16 protein-coding genes are annotated in these 17118 nt (G+C 64.7%); 6 read left to right on the plus strand and 10 right to left on the minus strand.

From position 1 onward, the window contains the following. Positions 1 to 18 precede the first annotated feature (18 nt). From ACMUJL_RS06790 to ACMUJL_RS06805, 4 genes are all read right to left on the minus strand, one after another. Positions 19 to 2031, minus strand: a complete 2013-nt coding sequence (locus tag ACMUJL_RS06790) for a M3 family metallopeptidase (RefSeq protein ID WP_375569454.1) — start codon at positions 2029 to 2031, stop codon at positions 19 to 21. Next, positions 2012 to 3097 (minus strand): HesA/MoeB/ThiF family protein, encoded by a 1086-nt coding sequence (locus ACMUJL_RS06795; RefSeq protein WP_375569452.1) that lies wholly within the window; start codon positions 3095 to 3097, stop codon positions 2012 to 2014. Before ACMUJL_RS06795 ends, ACMUJL_RS06790 begins: the two co-directional genes overlap by 20 nt. A gap of 3 nt (positions 3098 to 3100) precedes the next feature. Next, a complete protein-coding gene (gene dut, locus ACMUJL_RS06800; RefSeq protein WP_375573988.1) occupies positions 3101 to 3562 on the minus strand; it encodes a dUTP diphosphatase in 462 nt (153 codons plus the stop codon). A gap of 174 nt (positions 3563 to 3736) precedes the next feature. Next, positions 3737 to 3994: a hypothetical protein gene (locus tag ACMUJL_RS06805; protein ID WP_416914200.1), complete on the minus strand. Its 258-nt coding sequence runs from the start codon at positions 3992 to 3994 to the stop codon at positions 3737 to 3739. Positions 3995 to 4053: 59 nt separating this feature from the next. Here ACMUJL_RS06805 and ACMUJL_RS06810 point away from each other — a divergent pair, with 59 nt between their 5' ends. Further along, positions 4054 to 4749, plus strand: coding sequence for an FG-GAP repeat domain-containing protein (locus ACMUJL_RS06810; protein ID WP_138176643.1), 696 nt, complete (start codon positions 4054 to 4056; stop codon positions 4747 to 4749). A gap of 9 nt (positions 4750 to 4758) precedes the next feature. Here the strand turns inward: ACMUJL_RS06810 and coaBC are convergent, their stop codons facing one another. The 3 genes from coaBC to ACMUJL_RS06825 all read right to left on the minus strand — a co-directional run bounded on the left by coaBC (position 4759) and on the right by ACMUJL_RS06825 (position 7715). Continuing rightward, complete coding sequence (gene coaBC / locus ACMUJL_RS06815) at positions 4759 to 5952, minus strand: bifunctional phosphopantothenoylcysteine decarboxylase/phosphopantothenate--cysteine ligase CoaBC (RefSeq protein WP_375569450.1); 1194 nt, start codon at positions 5950 to 5952, stop codon at positions 4759 to 4761. Between the two features lie 78 nt (positions 5953 to 6030). Continuing rightward, entirely contained in the window at positions 6031 to 6840 is an 810-nt protein-coding gene (locus ACMUJL_RS06820; protein WP_375569448.1) for a ChaN family lipoprotein, read from the minus strand. Beyond that, complete coding sequence (locus ACMUJL_RS06825) at positions 6837 to 7715, minus strand: RNA polymerase factor sigma-32 (protein WP_068287517.1); 879 nt, start codon at positions 7713 to 7715, stop codon at positions 6837 to 6839. The genes ACMUJL_RS06820 and ACMUJL_RS06825 overlap by 4 nt, the downstream gene beginning before the upstream one ends. A gap of 115 nt (positions 7716 to 7830) precedes the next feature. Here ACMUJL_RS06825 and cobU point away from each other — a divergent pair, with 115 nt between their 5' ends. From cobU to ACMUJL_RS06840, 3 genes are all read left to right on the plus strand, one after another. Further along, positions 7831 to 8364, plus strand: coding sequence for a bifunctional adenosylcobinamide kinase/adenosylcobinamide-phosphate guanylyltransferase (cobU, locus tag ACMUJL_RS06830; protein ID WP_375569446.1), 534 nt, complete (start codon positions 7831 to 7833; stop codon positions 8362 to 8364). After that, entirely contained in the window at positions 8361 to 8933 is a 573-nt protein-coding gene (locus ACMUJL_RS06835; RefSeq protein WP_068287513.1) for a histidine phosphatase family protein, read from the plus strand. The genes cobU and ACMUJL_RS06835 overlap by 4 nt, the downstream gene beginning before the upstream one ends. Before the next feature lie 86 nt (positions 8934 to 9019). Next, on the plus strand, positions 9020 to 10534 hold the full coding sequence (locus ACMUJL_RS06840; RefSeq protein ID WP_375573986.1) for a YifB family Mg chelatase-like AAA ATPase: 1515 nt from the start codon (positions 9020 to 9022) through the stop codon (positions 10532 to 10534). Positions 10535 to 10540: 6 nt separating this feature from the next. On the opposite strand, the gene gshB is transcribed toward ACMUJL_RS06840, so the two are convergent. The 3 genes from gshB to rsmI form a co-directional block, all read right to left on the minus strand. After that, on the minus strand, positions 10541 to 11476 hold the full coding sequence (gene gshB / locus ACMUJL_RS06845; RefSeq protein ID WP_375569443.1) for a glutathione synthase: 936 nt from the start codon (positions 11474 to 11476) through the stop codon (positions 10541 to 10543). Positions 11477 to 11590: 114 nt separating this feature from the next. After that, positions 11591 to 11968: a YraN family protein gene (locus tag ACMUJL_RS06850; RefSeq protein WP_375569441.1), complete on the minus strand. Its 378-nt coding sequence runs from the start codon at positions 11966 to 11968 to the stop codon at positions 11591 to 11593. 128 nt (positions 11969 to 12096) lie between these two features. After that, positions 12097 to 12957: a 16S rRNA (cytidine(1402)-2'-O)-methyltransferase gene (gene rsmI, locus ACMUJL_RS06855; RefSeq protein ID WP_068287506.1), complete on the minus strand. Its 861-nt coding sequence runs from the start codon at positions 12955 to 12957 to the stop codon at positions 12097 to 12099. Positions 12958 to 13119: 162 nt separating this feature from the next. On the opposite strand from rsmI, the gene ACMUJL_RS06860 reads away from it, so the two are divergent. After that, positions 13120 to 14304 carry a penicillin-binding protein activator gene (locus ACMUJL_RS06860; protein ID WP_068287832.1) on the plus strand — a complete coding sequence of 395 codons (1185 nt, stop codon included), beginning with the start codon at positions 13120 to 13122 and terminating at the stop codon, positions 14302 to 14304. Beyond that, positions 14264 to 17086, plus strand: coding sequence for a [protein-PII] uridylyltransferase (locus ACMUJL_RS06865; RefSeq protein WP_375569439.1), 2823 nt, complete (start codon positions 14264 to 14266; stop codon positions 17084 to 17086). The genes ACMUJL_RS06860 and ACMUJL_RS06865 overlap by 41 nt, the downstream gene beginning before the upstream one ends. The last annotated feature ends 32 nt before the right edge of the window (positions 17087 to 17118 follow it).

The following is a 17118-nucleotide window of genomic DNA, read 5'->3' on the forward strand; positions in this document are numbered from 1 at the left end:
CCCGGGGCCTTTTTTATGTCAGGCGGCCAGTCCGCGGCCTTTCAGCAGGGCCTCGACCCCCGGCAGGCGGCCACGGAACGCAGTGTAAAGCTCTGCCGGGTCGCGCGATCCGCCTGTGGACAGGATGAACGCCTCAAGCGCCTGGGCGCGTTCGGGGTCAAAGGCGCTGCCTGCTTCCTCGAAGGCGGCAAAGGCGTCGGCATCCATCACCTCGGACCACATGTAGCTGTAATAGCCGCTGGAATAACCGTCACCGGAAAAGACATGCGCGAAATGCGGTGTCGCGTGGCGCATCGCGATGGTGCGCGGCATCCCCAGTTCGGCCAGAACCTCGGCCTGTTTCGCCATGGGATCGGCGGGCGGCGTGCCTTCGTGAAACGCCAGATCGACAAGGGCCGAGGCCACATATTCGACAGTCTGAAACCCCATGTCGAAGGTCGCAGCCCCCAGCAGCCGGTCCAGCATGTCGCGCGGCATGGGTTGGCCCGTTTCGGCATGGGTGGCAAATTCGGCCAGCACTTCCGGCACTTCCAGCCAGTGTTCGTAAAGCTGGCTGGGCAATTCCACGAAATCGCGCGCCACGGATGTGCCCGAGATGGACGGATAGGTCACATCCGACAGCATCTGGTGCAGGGCATGGCCGAATTCATGAAACAGCGTGCGCGCATCGTCATAGGACAGAAGCGCGGGATCGCCCTTGGCGAAGTTGCACACGTTGATCACGATGGGGTGGCGCACCTCGGGCCATTTCGCCTGTGACTGCATCGCCGAGCACCATGCGCCCGAGCGTTTCGATCCGCGCGCGAAGTAGTCGCCGATGAAGACGGCCACGTGCTGGCCGCCGCGCGTCACCTCCCATGCGCGGGCGTCGGGATGGTAGAGCGGCAGGTCCAGCGGCGTGAACTCCAGCCCGAACAGCCGGTTGGCGCAGGCAAAAGATGCCTCGATCATGCGGTCCAGTTGCAGGTAGGGCTTCAACGTCGCCTCATCCAGATCATGTTCGGCCTGACGGCGGCGGGCGGCGTAGTAGTGCCAGTCCCATGGTTCCAGATCGCCGTTGATCCCGTCCTCATGCATCATGCGTTCCAGAACGGCGGCATCCGCTTCGGCCTGCGCGCGGGCCGGGGTCCAGACCGCCATCAGCAGATCACGCACGGCATCGGGCGTGCGGGCCATTTCTGTTTCCAGCTTGTAGGCGGCAAAGCTGTCATACCCCAGCAGGGCCGCGCGTTCGGCGCGCAGCAACAGGATCTCAGCGGCGATAGCGCGGTTGTCCGTGTCCCCACCGTTGGCACCGCGCGCAACCGAGGCGCGCCATGCCCGTTCGCGCAGCTCGCGGCGCGGCGAGAATTGCAGGAAGGGCGTGATCAGCGAGCGTGACAGGGTGATGACCGGGCCATCCGCGCCCTTTTCCATGCCTGCGGCGCGGGCCGCCGAGACCAGAAAACCGGGCAGACCTTCCAGATCATCCTCGGACAGGGGCAGCATCCATGACCGCTCATCTGCCAGAAGGTTCTGTGTGAACTGCGTGCCCAGCACGGCAAGGCGCGACTTGATGGCGGCCATGCGCGCATCCTCGGCCCCTGACAGGGCCGCACCGGACCGCACAAATCCGCGATGCGTCAGCATCAGGACGCGCTGCTGCTCTTCGGTCAGGTCAAGGTCGTCACGGCGCGCCCAAAGGTCGGCCACGCGCGCAAAAAGCGCCTTGTTGGCGGTGATTTCGGCGGAATGCGCAGCCAGACGGGGCGAGAAGGCGCGCTGCAATTCCTCGCGCGCAGGCGTGCTGTCGGCCCCGGCCACGGTATAGAAGACCGACAGGACCTGATCGAGTTCCTTGCCTGCCGCTTCAAGCGCGCCAACGGTATTGTCGAAATCGGCGGCTGCCGGGTTTGCGGCTATCGCGTCGATCTCGGCCTTGTGCGCTGCAAGGGCGGCGTCGAAGGCAGGGGCGAAATCGGTATCCGCGATCCGGTCGAACGGTGCCAGCCCGAAGGGCGTGGTCCAAGTCTCAAGCAGCGGGTTGGTCATCGGTGGTCACTCCTACAGGTCGGGATGCGGCGCAGGCAGGGCAGTCATCGCGCCTGTGCAGGCGAATGGTGCGGTGTTCGGCATAAAGCGCGTCATGGATCAGCATGCGCCCGCGCAGGTCCTGCCCGGCGCCGGTAATCAGCTTGATCGCCTCAAGCGCCATCATGGATCCGACAACCCCCGGCAGGGGGCCGATCACGCCGGCTTCGGCGCAAGAGGGGGCCAGACCGGCGGCGGGGGCTTCGGGGAAGATGCATTGATAGCAGGGCCCGCCACGCGCGGGGTCGAAGAGGGCGATCTGCCCTTCCCATTGCGACAACGCGCCCGAAATCAGCGGCTTGCCCAGCGCCACGGCGGTCGCATTGACCAGGTAGCGCGTCGCGCTGTCATCGGTGCCGTCCAGGATCAGGTCATATTCCGCGAAAAGATCGGAAGCGAGATCGGCCGTCAGGCGGCGATTGTAGGGGCGCACCGTCACGAAAGGGTTCTGCGCGCGCATCGCGGCCTCGGCGGAAAAGACCTTGGGCATGCCGATGCGGTCATCGGTATGGATCACCTGCCGCTGCAGGTTGGAATTGTCCACGCTGTCGTCGTCGATCACGCCGATCGTGCCGACGCCTGCCGCCGACAGGTAAAGAAGAACAGGCGATCCCAGCCCACCCGCGCCGATGACCAACACCTTCGCTTCTTTCAGGCGACGCTGACCCGTGCCGCCCAGTTCGCGCAACACGATATGGCGGGCATAGCGGTCAAGTTCGGTTGCCGAAAAAGGACCTGTGGGTGCTGCATCCTGCGGGATCGCTGCCGTGTCATCTGCACGCGCCCGCAGGCGCGACAAGACCGCGCGATAGGCCAGCACCAGCACCGCAAAGCCGCCCAGAAGCAACCAGGGCGCAGCACTGCCCCCTGTCGACAGGCGCAGGGGCGCGTTGTCCGGCAAGGTCAGGTGGATCACCACGACCCCGACCCACAGGAATGCGATCATGATCCAGCGCATGCGGCGCGGCGTGCCCATGAAGGCACCTATCCCCCAAAGAACGCCCGCCATGACAAGAACCAGCGCCATATGTCAGCCCCGCCCGGTCGAGCCGAAGCCGCCCTGCCCGCGCGCGGATGCCTCCAGCGTGTCGACCAGATCGAAGGCAGCGCGCAGAACGGGGGCCACCACCATCTGCGCGATCCGGTCGCCATGGGCGATGTGGAACGGCTCGGTCCCCGCGTTCATCAGGATTACCCCCAGAGGGCCGCGATAGTCGCTGTCGATGGTGCCGGGGCTGTTGGGCAGGGTTATGCCATGCTTCAGCGCAAGGCCCGATCGCGGCCTGACCTGCACCTCGTAGCCGTCAGGTATCTCAAGGCGCAGGCCGGTCGGGACAAGCATCCTTGCACCGGGGGCAAGGGTGGCACCATCCCGCTGATCGAGCGGAAAATTCGCGCGCAGGTCCGCCCCGGCGGCCCCGGCCGTTTCATAGCTGGGCAAGGGCAGATCGGGATCCGCCTCTGGCGTCCTGGTGCAGCGGATGGTCAGCATGTGGCGCCTCTTGCCCTGATCGTCGTGAAAGCCCGGATCGCGCCTGCGGAACCGGGCGGTGCGCCGCATGATACCATGACTGGCAGGCGGCCTTGCCAGAAGACATAACCGAAAGGCCCCGCGTTGCAAGGCATCAGGGGGCATCCCGCTGGACAAGTGGGGGACAGATCCGGATCATGCGGTAACAACCATCGCCATTTTTCCGAAATGCATCTGGCATGGAGGTGCCGCAGCCGCCCCACGTTGCAGGCGTCGAGGGCCGGACATGATGCGGCATGACCATGAGACACCCAGCCGCCCCCGGCGCAACGAAACACAGGCTTTGCAAGAATGATCAAAACGGGAATCAATATGCGCAATGACTTGCGGCTCATGGCCGCTCTTTTTTTTATTCTTGCACAATTCTTGCGGCACAGCTTTCTGCACTTCCATCGTTTGCGCAAACCCCGGAGGTATCCGTCACGGGTGTGGCACCGCCGGCAGGCGCCCCCTTGCCCTGGCCTGTCGCGGCCAGCCTGTCAGGGCCAACCGATCGCTATCCGCACAATGTGCTGGGCGATATTCCCGCCTTCACCAGCATGACCGTCAGCGCACAGGTATGTGAGGGCTGCCCGCAGCCCCGCGTGGGGCTGCGTGTCACGCTGGACGCGCCCCTTGTGTTCGAGGATGCGGCCCCCCGTCTTTGGGACATTACTGGCGATGGCCAGCCCGAGATCGTCGTGGTCCAAAGCCACGAAACCAAGGGCGCCCGACTGACCGCATGGGAGCTGGGCCAGACCGCATCAGGTGCGCCGGACCTCAAGCTGCTGGCCAGCACCGATTTCATCGGCACGCGGTTCCGCTGGCTTGCCCCTTTCGGGATCGGCGATTTCACCGGTGATGGCGCGGTCGAGATCGCCTATGTGGAAACCCCGCATCTGGGCAAGACGATGCGTCTTGTAGGGCTTGAGGGCAATCGACTTGTGTTGCGCGGCGCGCTGCGGGGCGTGACCAATCATCGGATCGGAGAGGAAAACATCGCAGGCGGGGTGCGCAATTGCGATGGCCGGGTCGAGGCCATTCTCGCCTCGGGTGACTGGCGCCGTATCGTCGCGGTGAGCTGGCAGGACGACGGGCTGGTCAGCCGCGACCTTGGCGCATTGGACCGTCGGCAGGATCTGACCAAGGCCCTGACCTGCGCACGGTAAAGCGACGGGTCAGACCAGCGCCTGCGCGATCCGGGCGGCCAGTTGCGCGGCAACCTGCTGTTTGGACATGCGCGGCCAGTCCTCGCGCCCCTCGACCGTGATCAGATGCACGGCATTCTCGGTGCCGCCCATGATCCCGGTTGCGGGGCTGACGTCATTGGCAACGATCCAGTCGCAGCCCTTGCGCGCCCGCTTGGCGGTGGCATTGGCGATGACATCATCGGTTTCCGCTGCAAAGCCGACAACAAGGCGCGGGCGATCCGTCTTGCGCTGGCTGACAGTTGCCAGGATGTCGGGGTTTTCGGCGAATTCCAGGACCGGCAGGCGGCCTGCATCCTTCTTGATCTTCGAGCCAGAGGATGAGGCCACGCGCCAATCCGCCACGGCTGCGGCAAAGACGGCCGCATCGGCGGGCAACGCGGCCTCGACCGCCGTCAGCATCTGCTGCGCCGTCTCGACCCGGACGACCTTTACACCCTGAGGCGCGGGCACATCGGCAGGGCCGGTGACAAAGACCACCTCGGCCCCGAGCAACGCCAATGCGCGCGCGATCGCGGTGCCCTGCGCGCCCGAAGAGCGGTTCGCGATATAGCGCACGGGATCAATCGGCTCATGGGTGGGGCCCGAGGTGACAAGGATGCGCTTGCCGGTCAATGGCCCCTGCCCCAGCGCGGTTTCGATCGCCGCCACGATTTCAAGCGGTTCCGACATGCGGCCCGGGCCATATTCGCCACAGGCCATATCGCCCGCATTCGGGCCGACAACACGCAGACCATCGCCCAGAAGCTGCGCCAGGTTGCGCTGCGTCGCGGGATGTTCCCACATGCGGACGTTCATCGCAGGGGCCATCAGCACCGGCGTATCCGTCGCCATCAACAAGGTCGAGGCAAGGTCATTGGCATGGCCATGGGCCATCTTGGCCATCAGATCGGCGGTCGCGGGAGCCACGACAACCAGATCGGCGACCCGCGACAACTGGATGTGGCCCATCTCGGCCTCGTCCGTCAGGTCGAACAGATCTGTATAGACTTTCTCGCCCGCCAGCGCCGAAACCGACAGGGGTGTCACGAATTCCGTGCCCGCCCTTGTCAGCACAGGCGTGACCGCCGCGCCGCGTTCGCGCAGGCGACGGATCAGATCAAGCGACTTGTAGGCGGCGATCCCGCCGCCGATGATCAGAAGAATTCGTTTGCCTGCCAGCATGTTCCGCGCCTCCGCCAGATGCGCCGACAGTATGGCCAGCGCCGCCCCCTGACAAGGCCGCGCCGGATGACCGGATTTTCAGCCCTTGCTGCGGAACTGCAGGCAGGGATCCGGCCGTTCCACCGCAGGGGACGAGATCAGCGCATCAAAGTCGCCGGGGGTGCCGGTGCCGTCTTCCTGCTGGCCGATGGTAAAGACCTCAAGATCAGGGCGCAGCCCCGCGATATAGGCGGGCACGCCCCAATCCGCGCGGGCATGGCCATTGCCGGTGATCACGACAACCGGACCGCCCGTCACCGCCAGCGCCTTCAGGGTTTCGCGGGCCAGCACCGCGTCGCGCAGCCGCTGCAGGTCCACCATGATCGGCAGCATCTCGGGCGGCATGGCATTGCAGTGCGCCTGCTGCTGCAGATCTTCCTGCGCGGCCTGCAGATCGGGGGGCAAGGCCGTGGTGAGGCCGTAATCAGCTGCGTCATCACCGAAACTCTCGGCAATGCCCGCCTGCATCGCGGCGCGGGCGGCGTCGCGGGGCACGGCGGCCCCGAGAACAGCGGCATCGGGGGCTGCCGCGAAGATCGGGTAATACATGTCGAAATCGGGCCAGCCGCTATCTGCCCAGCCAAGCACATCGGCCAGCATTTCCTTGTCGTTGCGGTTCTGCGGCGTCACGCGCGCCGCCTGTTCGGCTGTCAGCATCTCGAAGACGATCGCGGCGGGCCGGACATGGGCGACAATCGCGGCCTGCGCGTCATGATGGCCCGGATTGTCATGCACCTCGCCGATGATGATCACCGGGGCGGTTGCCGCGCGTTCCATGACCCCAGACGGCAATTGGCCCGCGAAAGCGGGCCCGGCAAGGATTGCAGCGATCAGGGCAAGACATCTCATGCGAGGAAGTCTTGCACCTCGCGCGACTGGCTTTCCAGCTTTTTGCGCATCTTGGCGAAAGCCGCGGCTTCCAGCTGGCGTACCCGCTCCTTGGACAGTCCCAGTTCTTCGCCCAGACTTTCAAGTGTGCGCGGATCGTCACGCAGTTTACGCTCGCGCACGATGAACCGCTCGCGGTCGTTCAGCGCGGCCAGCGCATCCAGCAGCCAGTTGCGCAGCGCGGCGGTGTCATGTGCGGTCTCGACGATATCGGCGGCCTGGCTGCCTTCATCCTCGATCGTGTCGATCCATTCGCGTCCCTCATCCTCGGAGGATTGGGTGGCATTCAGCGAGAAATCCGATCCCGACAGACGGCCTTCCATCATCTCGACATCGTGCAGGGGCACACCGATCTCGGTCGAGATCATCTGGCGCATCTGATGACGATCCAGTTCCTCGCCGCGCGCTTGTGCCTCGCGCTCAAGCCGGGCCTGAACGCGGCGCAGGTTGAAAAACAGGGATTTCTGGCTCGAGGTCGACCCGGTCCGGACCATGGACCAGTTGCGCATCACGTAATCCTGGATGCTGGCCTTGATCCACCAGACCGCATAGGTCGAAAAGCGTACGCCACGATCGGGGTCAAACTTGTCGGCGGCCTTCATCAGGCCAAGCCCGGCCTCCTGGATCAGGTCGTTCATCGGCGCGCCGTAGCGGCGGAACTTCGATGCCATCGAAATCGCAAGGCGCATATAGGCGGTGATCAGGCGGTGAAGCGCCGCCTCGTCACGGTGATCGCGCCATGCATAGGCCAGTTTCAGCTCTGTCTCGGCATCCAGAAGCTCGGCCTTCATGGCTTTGCGCGACAGGGTCATGTCATTTGGTGCATCAAGTGCCATTTTTACCCCCTAACTGTGGCCTCACACGCCAAGGGCGCTAGGTAGGCCGTTTTTGTTTGTCTTGTGATTTGATACGCAGGCAAAAACCGATCGGATCAAAAAAGATGACTCTGCAATGCTACCAAAGCTGACACTGGTTCTGGGTGGGGCTGCCTCGGGGAAAACCGCCTTTGCGGAAAGGTTGGTCCTGAACAGCGGGCAAGCGCCCGTCTACCTGGCCACCGCCCAGGCCTGGGACGACGAGATGCGCGTCAAGATCGCGCGCCACCGTGCAACCCGGGGTGATGGATGGCTGACGCATGAGGCCCCGCTGGACCTGGCGCCCGTCCTTGCAGGGGCAAGGCCGCATCAGGCGGTCCTGCTGGATTGCGCCACCCTTTGGCTGAGCAACCAGATGTTGGCCGAACATGACCTCGACGCCGAAGAGGCCGCGCTGTTCGCAGCGCTGGACGCCTGTGCCGCACCCGTGGTGGTGGTCAGCAATGAAATAGGCATGAGCGTTGTTCCCGAAAACGCCCTGGCGCGTCGCTTTCGGCAGGCGCAGGGCGAATTGAACCAGAGGCTTGCGGCACGGGCGGCCCTCGTGGTGGCGGTCATGGCGGGCCTTCCACTTGTCTTGAAGGGCCAGATGCCGGGGCAGGCGTCATGAGCCGTTTTTTCTGGGTGCGTCATGGTCCGACACATGCGAAATCCATGGTGGGCTGGTCCGATCTTCCGGCTGACCTGTCGGATAGCGCGCAGTTGGCGCGGCTGTCCAAGGCCCTGCCGCAGGATGCCATCGTGATTTCGTCAGACCTGGTGCGGGCCACGGCGACGGCCGATGCCATTGCAAACGGGCGGCATCGCCTGCCGCATGACCCGGACCTGCGCGAGATCCATTTCGGCGCATGGGAGCTTGCGCGCTTCGACGAGGTCGAGGATCAGGCCCGTCTGCGGGCCTATTGGGACAATCCCGGCGACATCCGCCCTCCCGGCGGCGAAAGCTGGCACGAGGTGTCGGCCCGGGTCGACAGCAGCGTGTCGCGGTTGATCGCAGCGCATCCGGGCCGTGACATCATTGCCGTGGCGCATTTCGGCGTGATCCTGACCCAGGTGCAGCAGGCCTTACAAATCGGCGCCTATGAGGCGTTCTCGCATCGGATCGACAACCTGTCGCTGACCGAACTGCATCTTGAGGACGGATCATGGCGGGCCCTGCGGATCAACCACCTGCCCTGATCACGCAGTTCGCGCGACGTGGGGCGTTAATCATTCCGAAAGAAAAACATCCTAGCCATTAACCATGGTGAAGGATGGGGTCAGGGATGGTGGCGCGCGCCTATACGGTGGCTTTTGAAGGTGTCTCGGCCCGCACGGTCGAGGTGCAATGTGCCGTCACGCCGGGATTGCCGGGGTTTTCCGTAGTGGGCTTGCCGGACAAGGCCGTGTCCGAGGCGCGCGACAGGGTGCGCGCGGCGTTGAGCGCCATGGCAATCGCCCTGCCCAGCAAGCGGATCACCGTGAACCTGTCGCCGGCAGACCTGCCCAAGGAAGGAAGCCATTTCGATCTGCCGATCGCGCTGGCATTGCTGGCCGCGCTCGAGATCCTGCCCCCGGATGCGGTGGAAGGTGCCACGGCGCTGGGGGAATTGTCGCTGGACGGCTCTCTTGTGGGCGTGCTGGGGGCCCTGCCCGCAGCCATGACCGCCGCAGAGGAGGACCGCATCCTTGTCTGTCCGCGCGCCTCTGGCGCCGAGGCGGCCTGGGTTGGCGGCTGCCAGGTCATCGCGGCGGCCAGCCTGATGGATGTGGTGCGCCATTTCACCGGGCAATCCCCCATTCTTCCGGCCGAACCGGGCGAGGTCACGGGCGAGACTCACGCGCGCTGCCTGCGCGATGTGAAGGGTCAGGAACGCGCCAAGCGGGCGCTTGAAATCGCCGCCGCCGGGCGGCATCACCTGCTTTTGATGGGCACCCCCGGATCGGGCAAATCGATGCTGGCCGCGCGCCTTCCCGGCATCCTGCCGCCCCTGTCGGCGGCCGAGGCGCTGGAAACCTCGATGATCCATTCACTGGCGGGCCTGCTGGACGAGGGGGGCATTTCACGGGCGCGGCCCTTCCGCGAGCCGCATCACACAGCGTCCATGGCCGCGATCGTGGGCGGGGGCCGCACGGCCCGGCCCGGCGAGATCAGCCTTGCGCATCACGGCGTGCTCTTCATGGACGAATTTCCCGAGTTTCCCCGCGGCGTGCTGGAAACCCTGCGCCAGCCGATCGAAACCGGTGAAGTGATGGTGGCGCGCGCCAATGCGCATGTGCGCTATCCCTGCCGCTTCATGCTGGTGGCGGCCGCCAATCCCTGCAAATGCGGCTATCTGACCGATCCGGCAAGGGCTTGCACCCGCGCGCCGATCTGCGGCGAGGATTACATCGGACGGATCAGCGGCCCTTTGATGGATCGCTTCGATCTGCGGATCGAGGTGCCACCTGTCGCCTATACCGACATTGACCTGCCCGCTTCGGGCGACAGTTCGGCCGAGGTGGCAGCGCGGGTGGCCGCGGCGCGAAAGATCCAGGCCACACGTTATGCCGAGGTGGCGGGCATGCACCTGAATGCCGATGCCGAGGGGGCCGTGCTCGACCGGATCGCGACACCCGACGCCGCCGGCAGGGCACTTCTGGGGCGGATCGCGGACCGCTTCGGCCTGACCGCGCGCGGCTATCACCGGGTCTTGCGGGTCGCGCGCACCATAGCTGACCTTGAAGGGGCCGAGGATGTCGCCAGTGTCCATGTGGCCGAAGCGGCCAGCTACCGGCTTGTCGGCGTCAGGGAAGCCTGATCCGGATCAGGCGCGCCTTGCTTCGATCCGTTCCCAGATGCGTGCGGCGATATTGACGCCATCGAAGCGTTCAAGTTCCTGGATGCCGGTCGGCGAGGTCACGTTGATCTCGGTCAACCAGGTGCCGATCACGTCGATTCCCACGAAAACCTGCCCCTTTTCGCGCAGCACCGGACCGATGCGTGCACAGATCTCGAGGTCGCGTTCGGTCAGCCCGATCTTTTCGGGGCGCCCGCCCACATGCATGTTGGACCGGGTTTCCCCGGCAGCGGGCACACGGTTGATCGCGCCCACGGGTTCACCATCCACGAGGATCACGCGCTTGTCGCCCCTGGTCACATCGGGCAGGTATTTCTGCACGATCAGCGGTTCGCGGCTGAACCCGGTGAAAAGTTCATGCAGCGAGGACAGGTTGCGGTCGTCCGAGGTCAGCCGGAACACCCCCGCGCCGCCATTGCCGTAAAGCGGCTTGAGGATGACGTCGCCATGACGATCCTTGAAGGCGCGGATCGTCGCAAGATCGCGCGCGATCGTTGTGGGCGGGGTCAGATCTGGGAAATTCAGAACCAGCAGTTTCTCGGGGGAATTGCGCACCCAGAAAGGATCGTTCACGACAAGCGTTCCGGGGTGGATGCGGTCCAGCAGATGCGTGGTCGTGATGTAGAACATGTCGAAGGGCGGGTCCTGCCGCAGCCAGACCACGTCGAACTCCGCAAGGTCCACCTCGGCCTCCGCGCCAAGAGTGTAATGATCACCCTGCACGCGCTGCACGGTAACCGGCCAGCCCCGCGCCGTGATTCGACCTTCCTGGTAGGCCAGACGGTCAGGCGTGTAGTAAAACAGATCATGACCGCGAGCCTGGGCTTCCTCCATCAGGCGGAACGTGCTGTCGGCATTGATGTTGATCGGCCCGATCGGGTCCATCTGAAAGGCGATTTTCATGTCCGGCTCCCCTGAGGATAGAGCCTTTACATGGCGCAACCCAAGCGGCGAGACAATCCGAAATGCCAGTCGGGGCGCGCGCGGGTCGCGCGGCAACACCCGCTGCCGCAGGTCTCAGCCTTCAAGCGCGAAGGCGTTTTCCAGGATATCGATCGCGCCGGCCTGGTCGACCGTCGCCAGATCGAAACGCATTTCGGTCATTTGCGAACGATCGGTCCGGCCCAGGAATTCCGTGGCCGCTTCCAGAATGCGGTCGCATTGGGCACGGCCAAGCGACCTGATCGCAGCGTCGAAACTGCGGCTTTTCTTAACTTCGACAAAGACCAAGGCAGACCCATCGGCAAAGATCATGTCGATTTCCGCGCGCGTTCCGCGCCAGCGGCGGGCCACCAGCGCCATGCCCTTGCGCAGATAGGCTTTTTCAACGGTGTCTTCGGCGGCAAGTCCCGAAAGATACGACAGACGGCCACGATCCCGACGGGCCGATCGCACCGCGGAGGACGGGCCCGATTCTCCTGCTGCCTGCAGCGGAACGGACGGGCAAGGCGATTCAGGCAGGGGCAGCGGCAGGTCAAGCTGTACCGGCCGCACAATTTGCCCTGTCGGATCGAAGCGTATCGTCATTCACCCTGCTCCAGCTTGAGGGCCATCTGGTAGACCTGCCTGCGCGCAAGACCTGTCCGTGCCGACACCTCATCCGCCGCGTCGCGCACCGATTTGTCCTTCAGCGCCTCCTTGAGCATCTGGTCTACATCAGATTCCCTAATATTCTCCGAAGACTTCCGCTCGATCAGGACGACCATCTCGCCCTTGAGGGTTCTTTCGGCGCAGACATCGCCGATTTCTTGCAACGTGCCGGAAATCACCTCCTCGAATTTCTTGGTCAGTTCGCGGCACAGCGCGGCCTTGCGGTCAGCGCCCAGGACCTCGGCGCAGTCTCGCAGCATGGCCGCGATCCGCTTTGGCGATTCGTAGAAGACAAGTGTTCCCGGAATATCGGCATACCGGCGCAGGGCGGTCTTGCGCTGGCTGGCGCTGTTGGGCAGGAAACCCGCAAAAAAGAACCTGTCCGTCGGCAGGCCGCCGATGGTCAGCGCCGTGATCACCGCCGAGGCCCCCGGCGCCGCTGTCACCGCAATTCCCGCCTCGCGCGCCGCGCGCGCCAGATCGAATCCCGGATCGGCCACCATGGGCGTGCCCGCCTCGGATGCATAGGCAAGGCTGCGGCCCTGGGCCATCTGCTCCAGCAGGCGCGGCCGCATCTGTGCGCCATTGTGGTCGTGATAGGCCAGGACCTGACGGTCCCCAAGCGGAATACCATGTATTTCCATCAGCTTGCGCAGGGTTCGCGTATCTTCCGCCGCCAGCACGTCGGCGCTTGCCAGAACGTCCAGGGCGCGCAGCGTGATATCGCGCGCGGACCCGATCGGCGTGGACACAAGGTAAAGACCTGGTGACAGTTTCACGGATTTTGGATTCAATGCTGGACCCCTTCGGCGTGGTGTTTATGATGAATTCAAGTGCCGGTGGCGCAGATCACCGCTGTTGTCGAGGGAGAAATCTGTTTCATGTTTGCGTTCAAGTCACCCCCCCGCAAGTCATTCCTGACGCCCGTCCATCGAATTGCCGAAACCGCGCGGCTGATGTTGCAGCGGAGTTTTCGGGCGATCGCGCCGTCGCGCCGTGCCGCGCTGGCCCTTGTCGCCATCGGTGCAGTCGCTGCATGCGAGCCGATCGGCACCACGGCGGGACGACCGGGCCCGTCCATCAACACGTCCGCGCCGGTGCCCGTCGCGCTGCTGGTTCCGCGCGGATCCGCCAATGCCAGCGACGAGGTTCTGGCACGGTCGCTGGAAAACGCGGCGCGGCTGGCCATCGCGGATCTGGGTGACGTGGCCATCGACCTGCGCGTCTATGGTACGGCCGGCGCTGCCGCCAGCGCACAGCAGGCCGCCCTTCAGGCCGTGGCCGACGGGGCCGCAATCATCCTGGGGCCGGTTTACGGCGAGAACGCCAATGCCGCGGCCGTCGCCGTCGCCTCCAGCGGGGTCAGCGTGCTGGCCTTCACCAACAACAGCTCCATCGCGGGCGGCAACCTGTTCGTTCTGGGGCCCACATTCGACAACACCGCCGATCGGCTGTCCAGCTATGCGGCGCGCCAGGGCAAGGGCCGCGTCGTCGTGGTCTATTCCGAGGATGTGGACGGCCGTGCGGGACGTCAGGCCATCGAGACGGCGCTGGCCCGCAGCGGCGGCACACTGGTTGGCAGCGTGGGGCATGAGTTCTCGCAGAACGGGGTTGTGCAGGCCATTCCGCAAATCGTCACCACGGTGCGCGATGGCGCGGCTGATGCCGTATTTCTGACCGCGAATACTGCGGGTGCCCTGCCGCTTCTGACACAGCTGATGCCCGAGGCGGGCATCTCGCCTGCAGTCACGCAGTATATCGGCCTGACCCGCTGGGACGTGCCCAGTCAGACGCTGGATCTGCCGGGGGTTCAGGGCGGATGGTTCGCCATTCCGGACCCGACCATGACGGCGCGGTTCCGTGACAGGTACCAGACCGCTTATGGCGAGGCGCCACATGCCATCGGCGGACTGGCCTATGACGGCATTGCCGCCATCGGGGCGCTGATCAGTTCCGGACGCCCTGATGCGCTGAGCCGGGCCAGCCTGACGCAAGGGGCTGGCTTTCAGGGGGTGAACGGCATATTCCGTCTGCGTGAGAACGGTACCAACGAACGCGGGCTGGCCGTGGCCCAGATCCGCGACAGACAGGTGGTTGTGATTGACCCTGCCCCAAGAACCTTTGGCGGTGCCGGATTCTGATCCGGCGCCAGCTTCGACCGCACTGACCCCACGCACCGCACCGGACGATCTGATCTGTCCTGCCGCGTCGATTTTCGATGCGACGGCCGTTGCCCGGGCGCTGGCCGATGCCACGGCGGGACTTGAACCCGGCCAGATACGCGGCGCGGTCGTCCCGATCCTGTCGCAGGCCTTGCAGCAGGGACGCGCCGCGATCGCCGAGGCCTTTGCCGCGCGTCCGTTCGATGCGCGCCCCGTGACACGTTCCTACTGCTGGCTGACCGATTGCATCGTGGCCAGCGCGCATGATGTGGCAATACGGGTGGTGCATCCGCAATCCCCTGCAACGGATGGCGAGCGCCTGGCGATGATCGCCGTCGGTGGCTATGGCCGCGGAGAGATGGCACCCCAATCGGATGTGGACCTGCTGTTTCTCAGCCAGACGCGGATCTCGCCCTGGGCGGAAGCCGTCATCGAGACCATGCTTTACATCCTTTGGGACCTGCGCCTGAAGGTAGGCCATGCCAGCCGCACCATGAAGGACTGCCTGCGGCTGGGAGCCGAGGATTTCACGATCCGCACCGCCTTGCTGGAACATCGCTACCTGGCCGGTGACGCGGCGCTTGCGGATCAGCTTGACCGCCGCCTGAAGAACGAACTGTTCAAGGGTACGGCGCGGGAATTCATCGAGGCGAAGCTGTCGGAACGCGAGTCGCGCCATGAAAAGCAGGGCGGCCAGCGTTACATGGTCGAACCCAATGTGAAAGAAGGCAAAGGCGGCCTGCGCGACCTGCAATCGCTGTTCTGGATCGCCAAGTACCTGCACGGGGTCCAGAATCCCGCAGAGCTGGTTCGCATCAAGATGTTCCGCCCCGAGGAATTCGCGACCTTCCAGAAGGCCGAGAATTTCCTGTGGGCCGTGCGCTGCCATCTGCACCTGATCACCGGACGCCCCGCCGATCAGCTGACCTTTGACCTGCAGGTCCAGGTGGCTGAACGCATGGGCTATGTCGACAAGGGCGGGCGCCGGGCTGTCGAACATTTCATGCAGGATTATTTCCGCCACGCGACATCCGTGGGCGATCTGACGCGGATCTTCCTGACCAAGCTGGAAGCCCTGCATGTCAAGTCGGGCCCCCTGCTCGAGCGGATTTTCCGCCGCTCGCCCAAGGTCAAGCCGGGCTACCAGGTCATCCACAACAGGCTTGCGATCGAGAACGAGGCGAAGTTTCTCGAAGACAAGGTGAACCTGCTGCGCCTGTTCGAAGAGGCGTTGCGCACGGGCATGCTGATCCACCCGGACGCCATGCGCCTGGTGACCGCGAACCTGCACCTGATCGATGACGATCTGCGCACCACCCGCGAGGCGCAGCAGATCTTCATGGACCTGCTGCTGAAACACGGCAACCCCGAGCGCGCCTTGCGCCGCATGAACGAGCTGGGGATGCTTGCGGCCTTCATCCCCGAATTCGAACCCATCGTGGCGATGATGCAGTTCAACATGTATCACAGCTATACGGTCGACGAGCATACGATCCAGTGCATCAGCAACCTGGCACAGATCGAACGGGGCGAACTGGTCGAAGAACTGCCTGTCGCCTCGGGCATCCTGCGCGCGGGCGTGAACCGCAAGGTTCTCTATATCGCGCTTCTGCTGCATGACATCGGCAAGGGCCGGGCCGAGGACCATTCCGTTCTGGGCGCGCAGATCGCGCGCAAGGTCGCGCCGCGCCTTGGACTGAACAAGGCCGATTGCGAAACGGTGGAATGGCTGGTGCGCTACCACCTGCTGATGTCGGACATGGCGCAGAAACGCGACCTGTCCGACCCTCGCACCCTGCGCGATTTCGCCAAGGCCGTGCGCACCCGCAAGCGGCTGGACCTGCTGACGGTGCTGACCGTCTGCGACATTCGCGGCGTCGGCCCCCATACCTGGAACAACTGGAAGGCCATGCTGATCCGCCAACTCCACCGCGAGACGACACGCGCGCTGGAACACGGGCTTGAGGATCTCAATCGCGAGCATCGCGGCGCCGAGGCAAAGGCCGCGTTGCGCGATGCCCTCAAGGGGTGGGACAGCGCGACACTCAAGACCGAGCTGGGCCGGCACTATCCGCCCTATTGGCAGGGTCTGGACACCCGCACGCAGGTGGTCTTTGCCAATATGCTGCGCGATCTGCCAGACGACGAGATCCGCATCGACCTGGTCCCGGACGAGGATCGCGATGCGACCCGCGCCTGTTTCGCGCTGTCGGATCACCCCGGCATCTTCTCGCGCCTTGCCGGGGCACTGGCGCTGGTGGGGGCAAACGTGGTGGATGCGCGCACCTATACGTCCAAGGACGGCTTTGCCACGGCGGTCTTCTGGATCCAGGACGAAAGCGGCAGCCCCTATGACGCGACCCGCCTGCCCCGCCTGCGCCAGATGATCGGCAAGACCCTCAAGGGCGAAGTGGTCACGACCGAGGCGATCAAGAGCCGCGACAAGATCAAGAAGCGCGAACGCGCCTTCCGGGTCGCCACATCCATCACCTTCGACAACGAGGGATCCGAGATCTACACGATCATCGAGGTGGATACCCGCGACCGCCCCGGCCTGCTGTTCGACCTGACCCGCACGCTTGCAAATGCCAATGTCTATATCGCCAGCGCCGTGATCGCGACCTATGGCGAGCAGGTGGTCGATACCTTCTACGTCAAGGACATGTTCGGGCTGAAGTTCCATTCCCTGTCCAAGCAGAAGGCCCTTGAACGCAAGCTGCGGGACGCGATCGAAAAGGGCGTGGAACGGGCCATATCGTGATGTCCGGCGCGCGTCGCAAGTCAGCAGGGCCT

It is taken from the genome of Seohaeicola sp., from assembly GCF_048006315.1.
Classification (GTDB): domain Bacteria; phylum Pseudomonadota; class Alphaproteobacteria; order Rhodobacterales; family Rhodobacteraceae; genus Seohaeicola.

Coding starts and splice junctions, on each gene's coding strand:
- ACMUJL_RS06790 (WP_375569454.1), bottom strand. CDS start 2,031: ATGACCAACCCGCTGCTTGAGACTTGGACCACGCCCTTCGGGCTGGCA.
- ACMUJL_RS06795 (WP_375569452.1), bottom strand. CDS start 3,097: ATGGCGCTGGTTCTTGTCATGGCGGGCGTTCTTTGGGGGATAGGTGCC.
- dut (WP_375573988.1), bottom strand. CDS start 3,562: ATGCTGACCATCCGCTGCACCAGGACGCCAGAGGCGGATCCCGATCTG.
- ACMUJL_RS06805 (WP_416914200.1), bottom strand. CDS start 3,994: ATGGAAGTGCAGAAAGCTGTGCCGCAAGAATTGTGCAAGAATAAAAAA.
- coaBC (WP_375569450.1), bottom strand. CDS start 5,952: ATGCTGGCAGGCAAACGAATTCTTCTGATCATCGGCGGCGGGATCGCC.
- ACMUJL_RS06820 (WP_375569448.1), bottom strand. CDS start 6,840: ATGAGATGTCTTGCCCTGATCGCTGCAATCCTTGCCGGGCCCGCTTTC.
- ACMUJL_RS06825 (WP_068287517.1), bottom strand. CDS start 7,715: ATGGCACTTGATGCACCAAATGACATGACCCTGTCGCGCAAAGCCATG.
- cobU (WP_375569446.1), top strand. CDS start 7,831: ATGCTACCAAAGCTGACACTGGTTCTGGGTGGGGCTGCCTCGGGGAAA.
- ACMUJL_RS06835 (WP_068287513.1), top strand. CDS start 8,361: ATGAGCCGTTTTTTCTGGGTGCGTCATGGTCCGACACATGCGAAATCC.
- ACMUJL_RS06840 (WP_375573986.1), top strand. CDS start 9,020: ATGGTGGCGCGCGCCTATACGGTGGCTTTTGAAGGTGTCTCGGCCCGC.
- gshB (WP_375569443.1), bottom strand. CDS start 11,476: ATGAAAATCGCCTTTCAGATGGACCCGATCGGGCCGATCAACATCAAT.
- ACMUJL_RS06860 (WP_068287832.1), top strand. CDS start 13,120: ATGTTGCAGCGGAGTTTTCGGGCGATCGCGCCGTCGCGCCGTGCCGCG.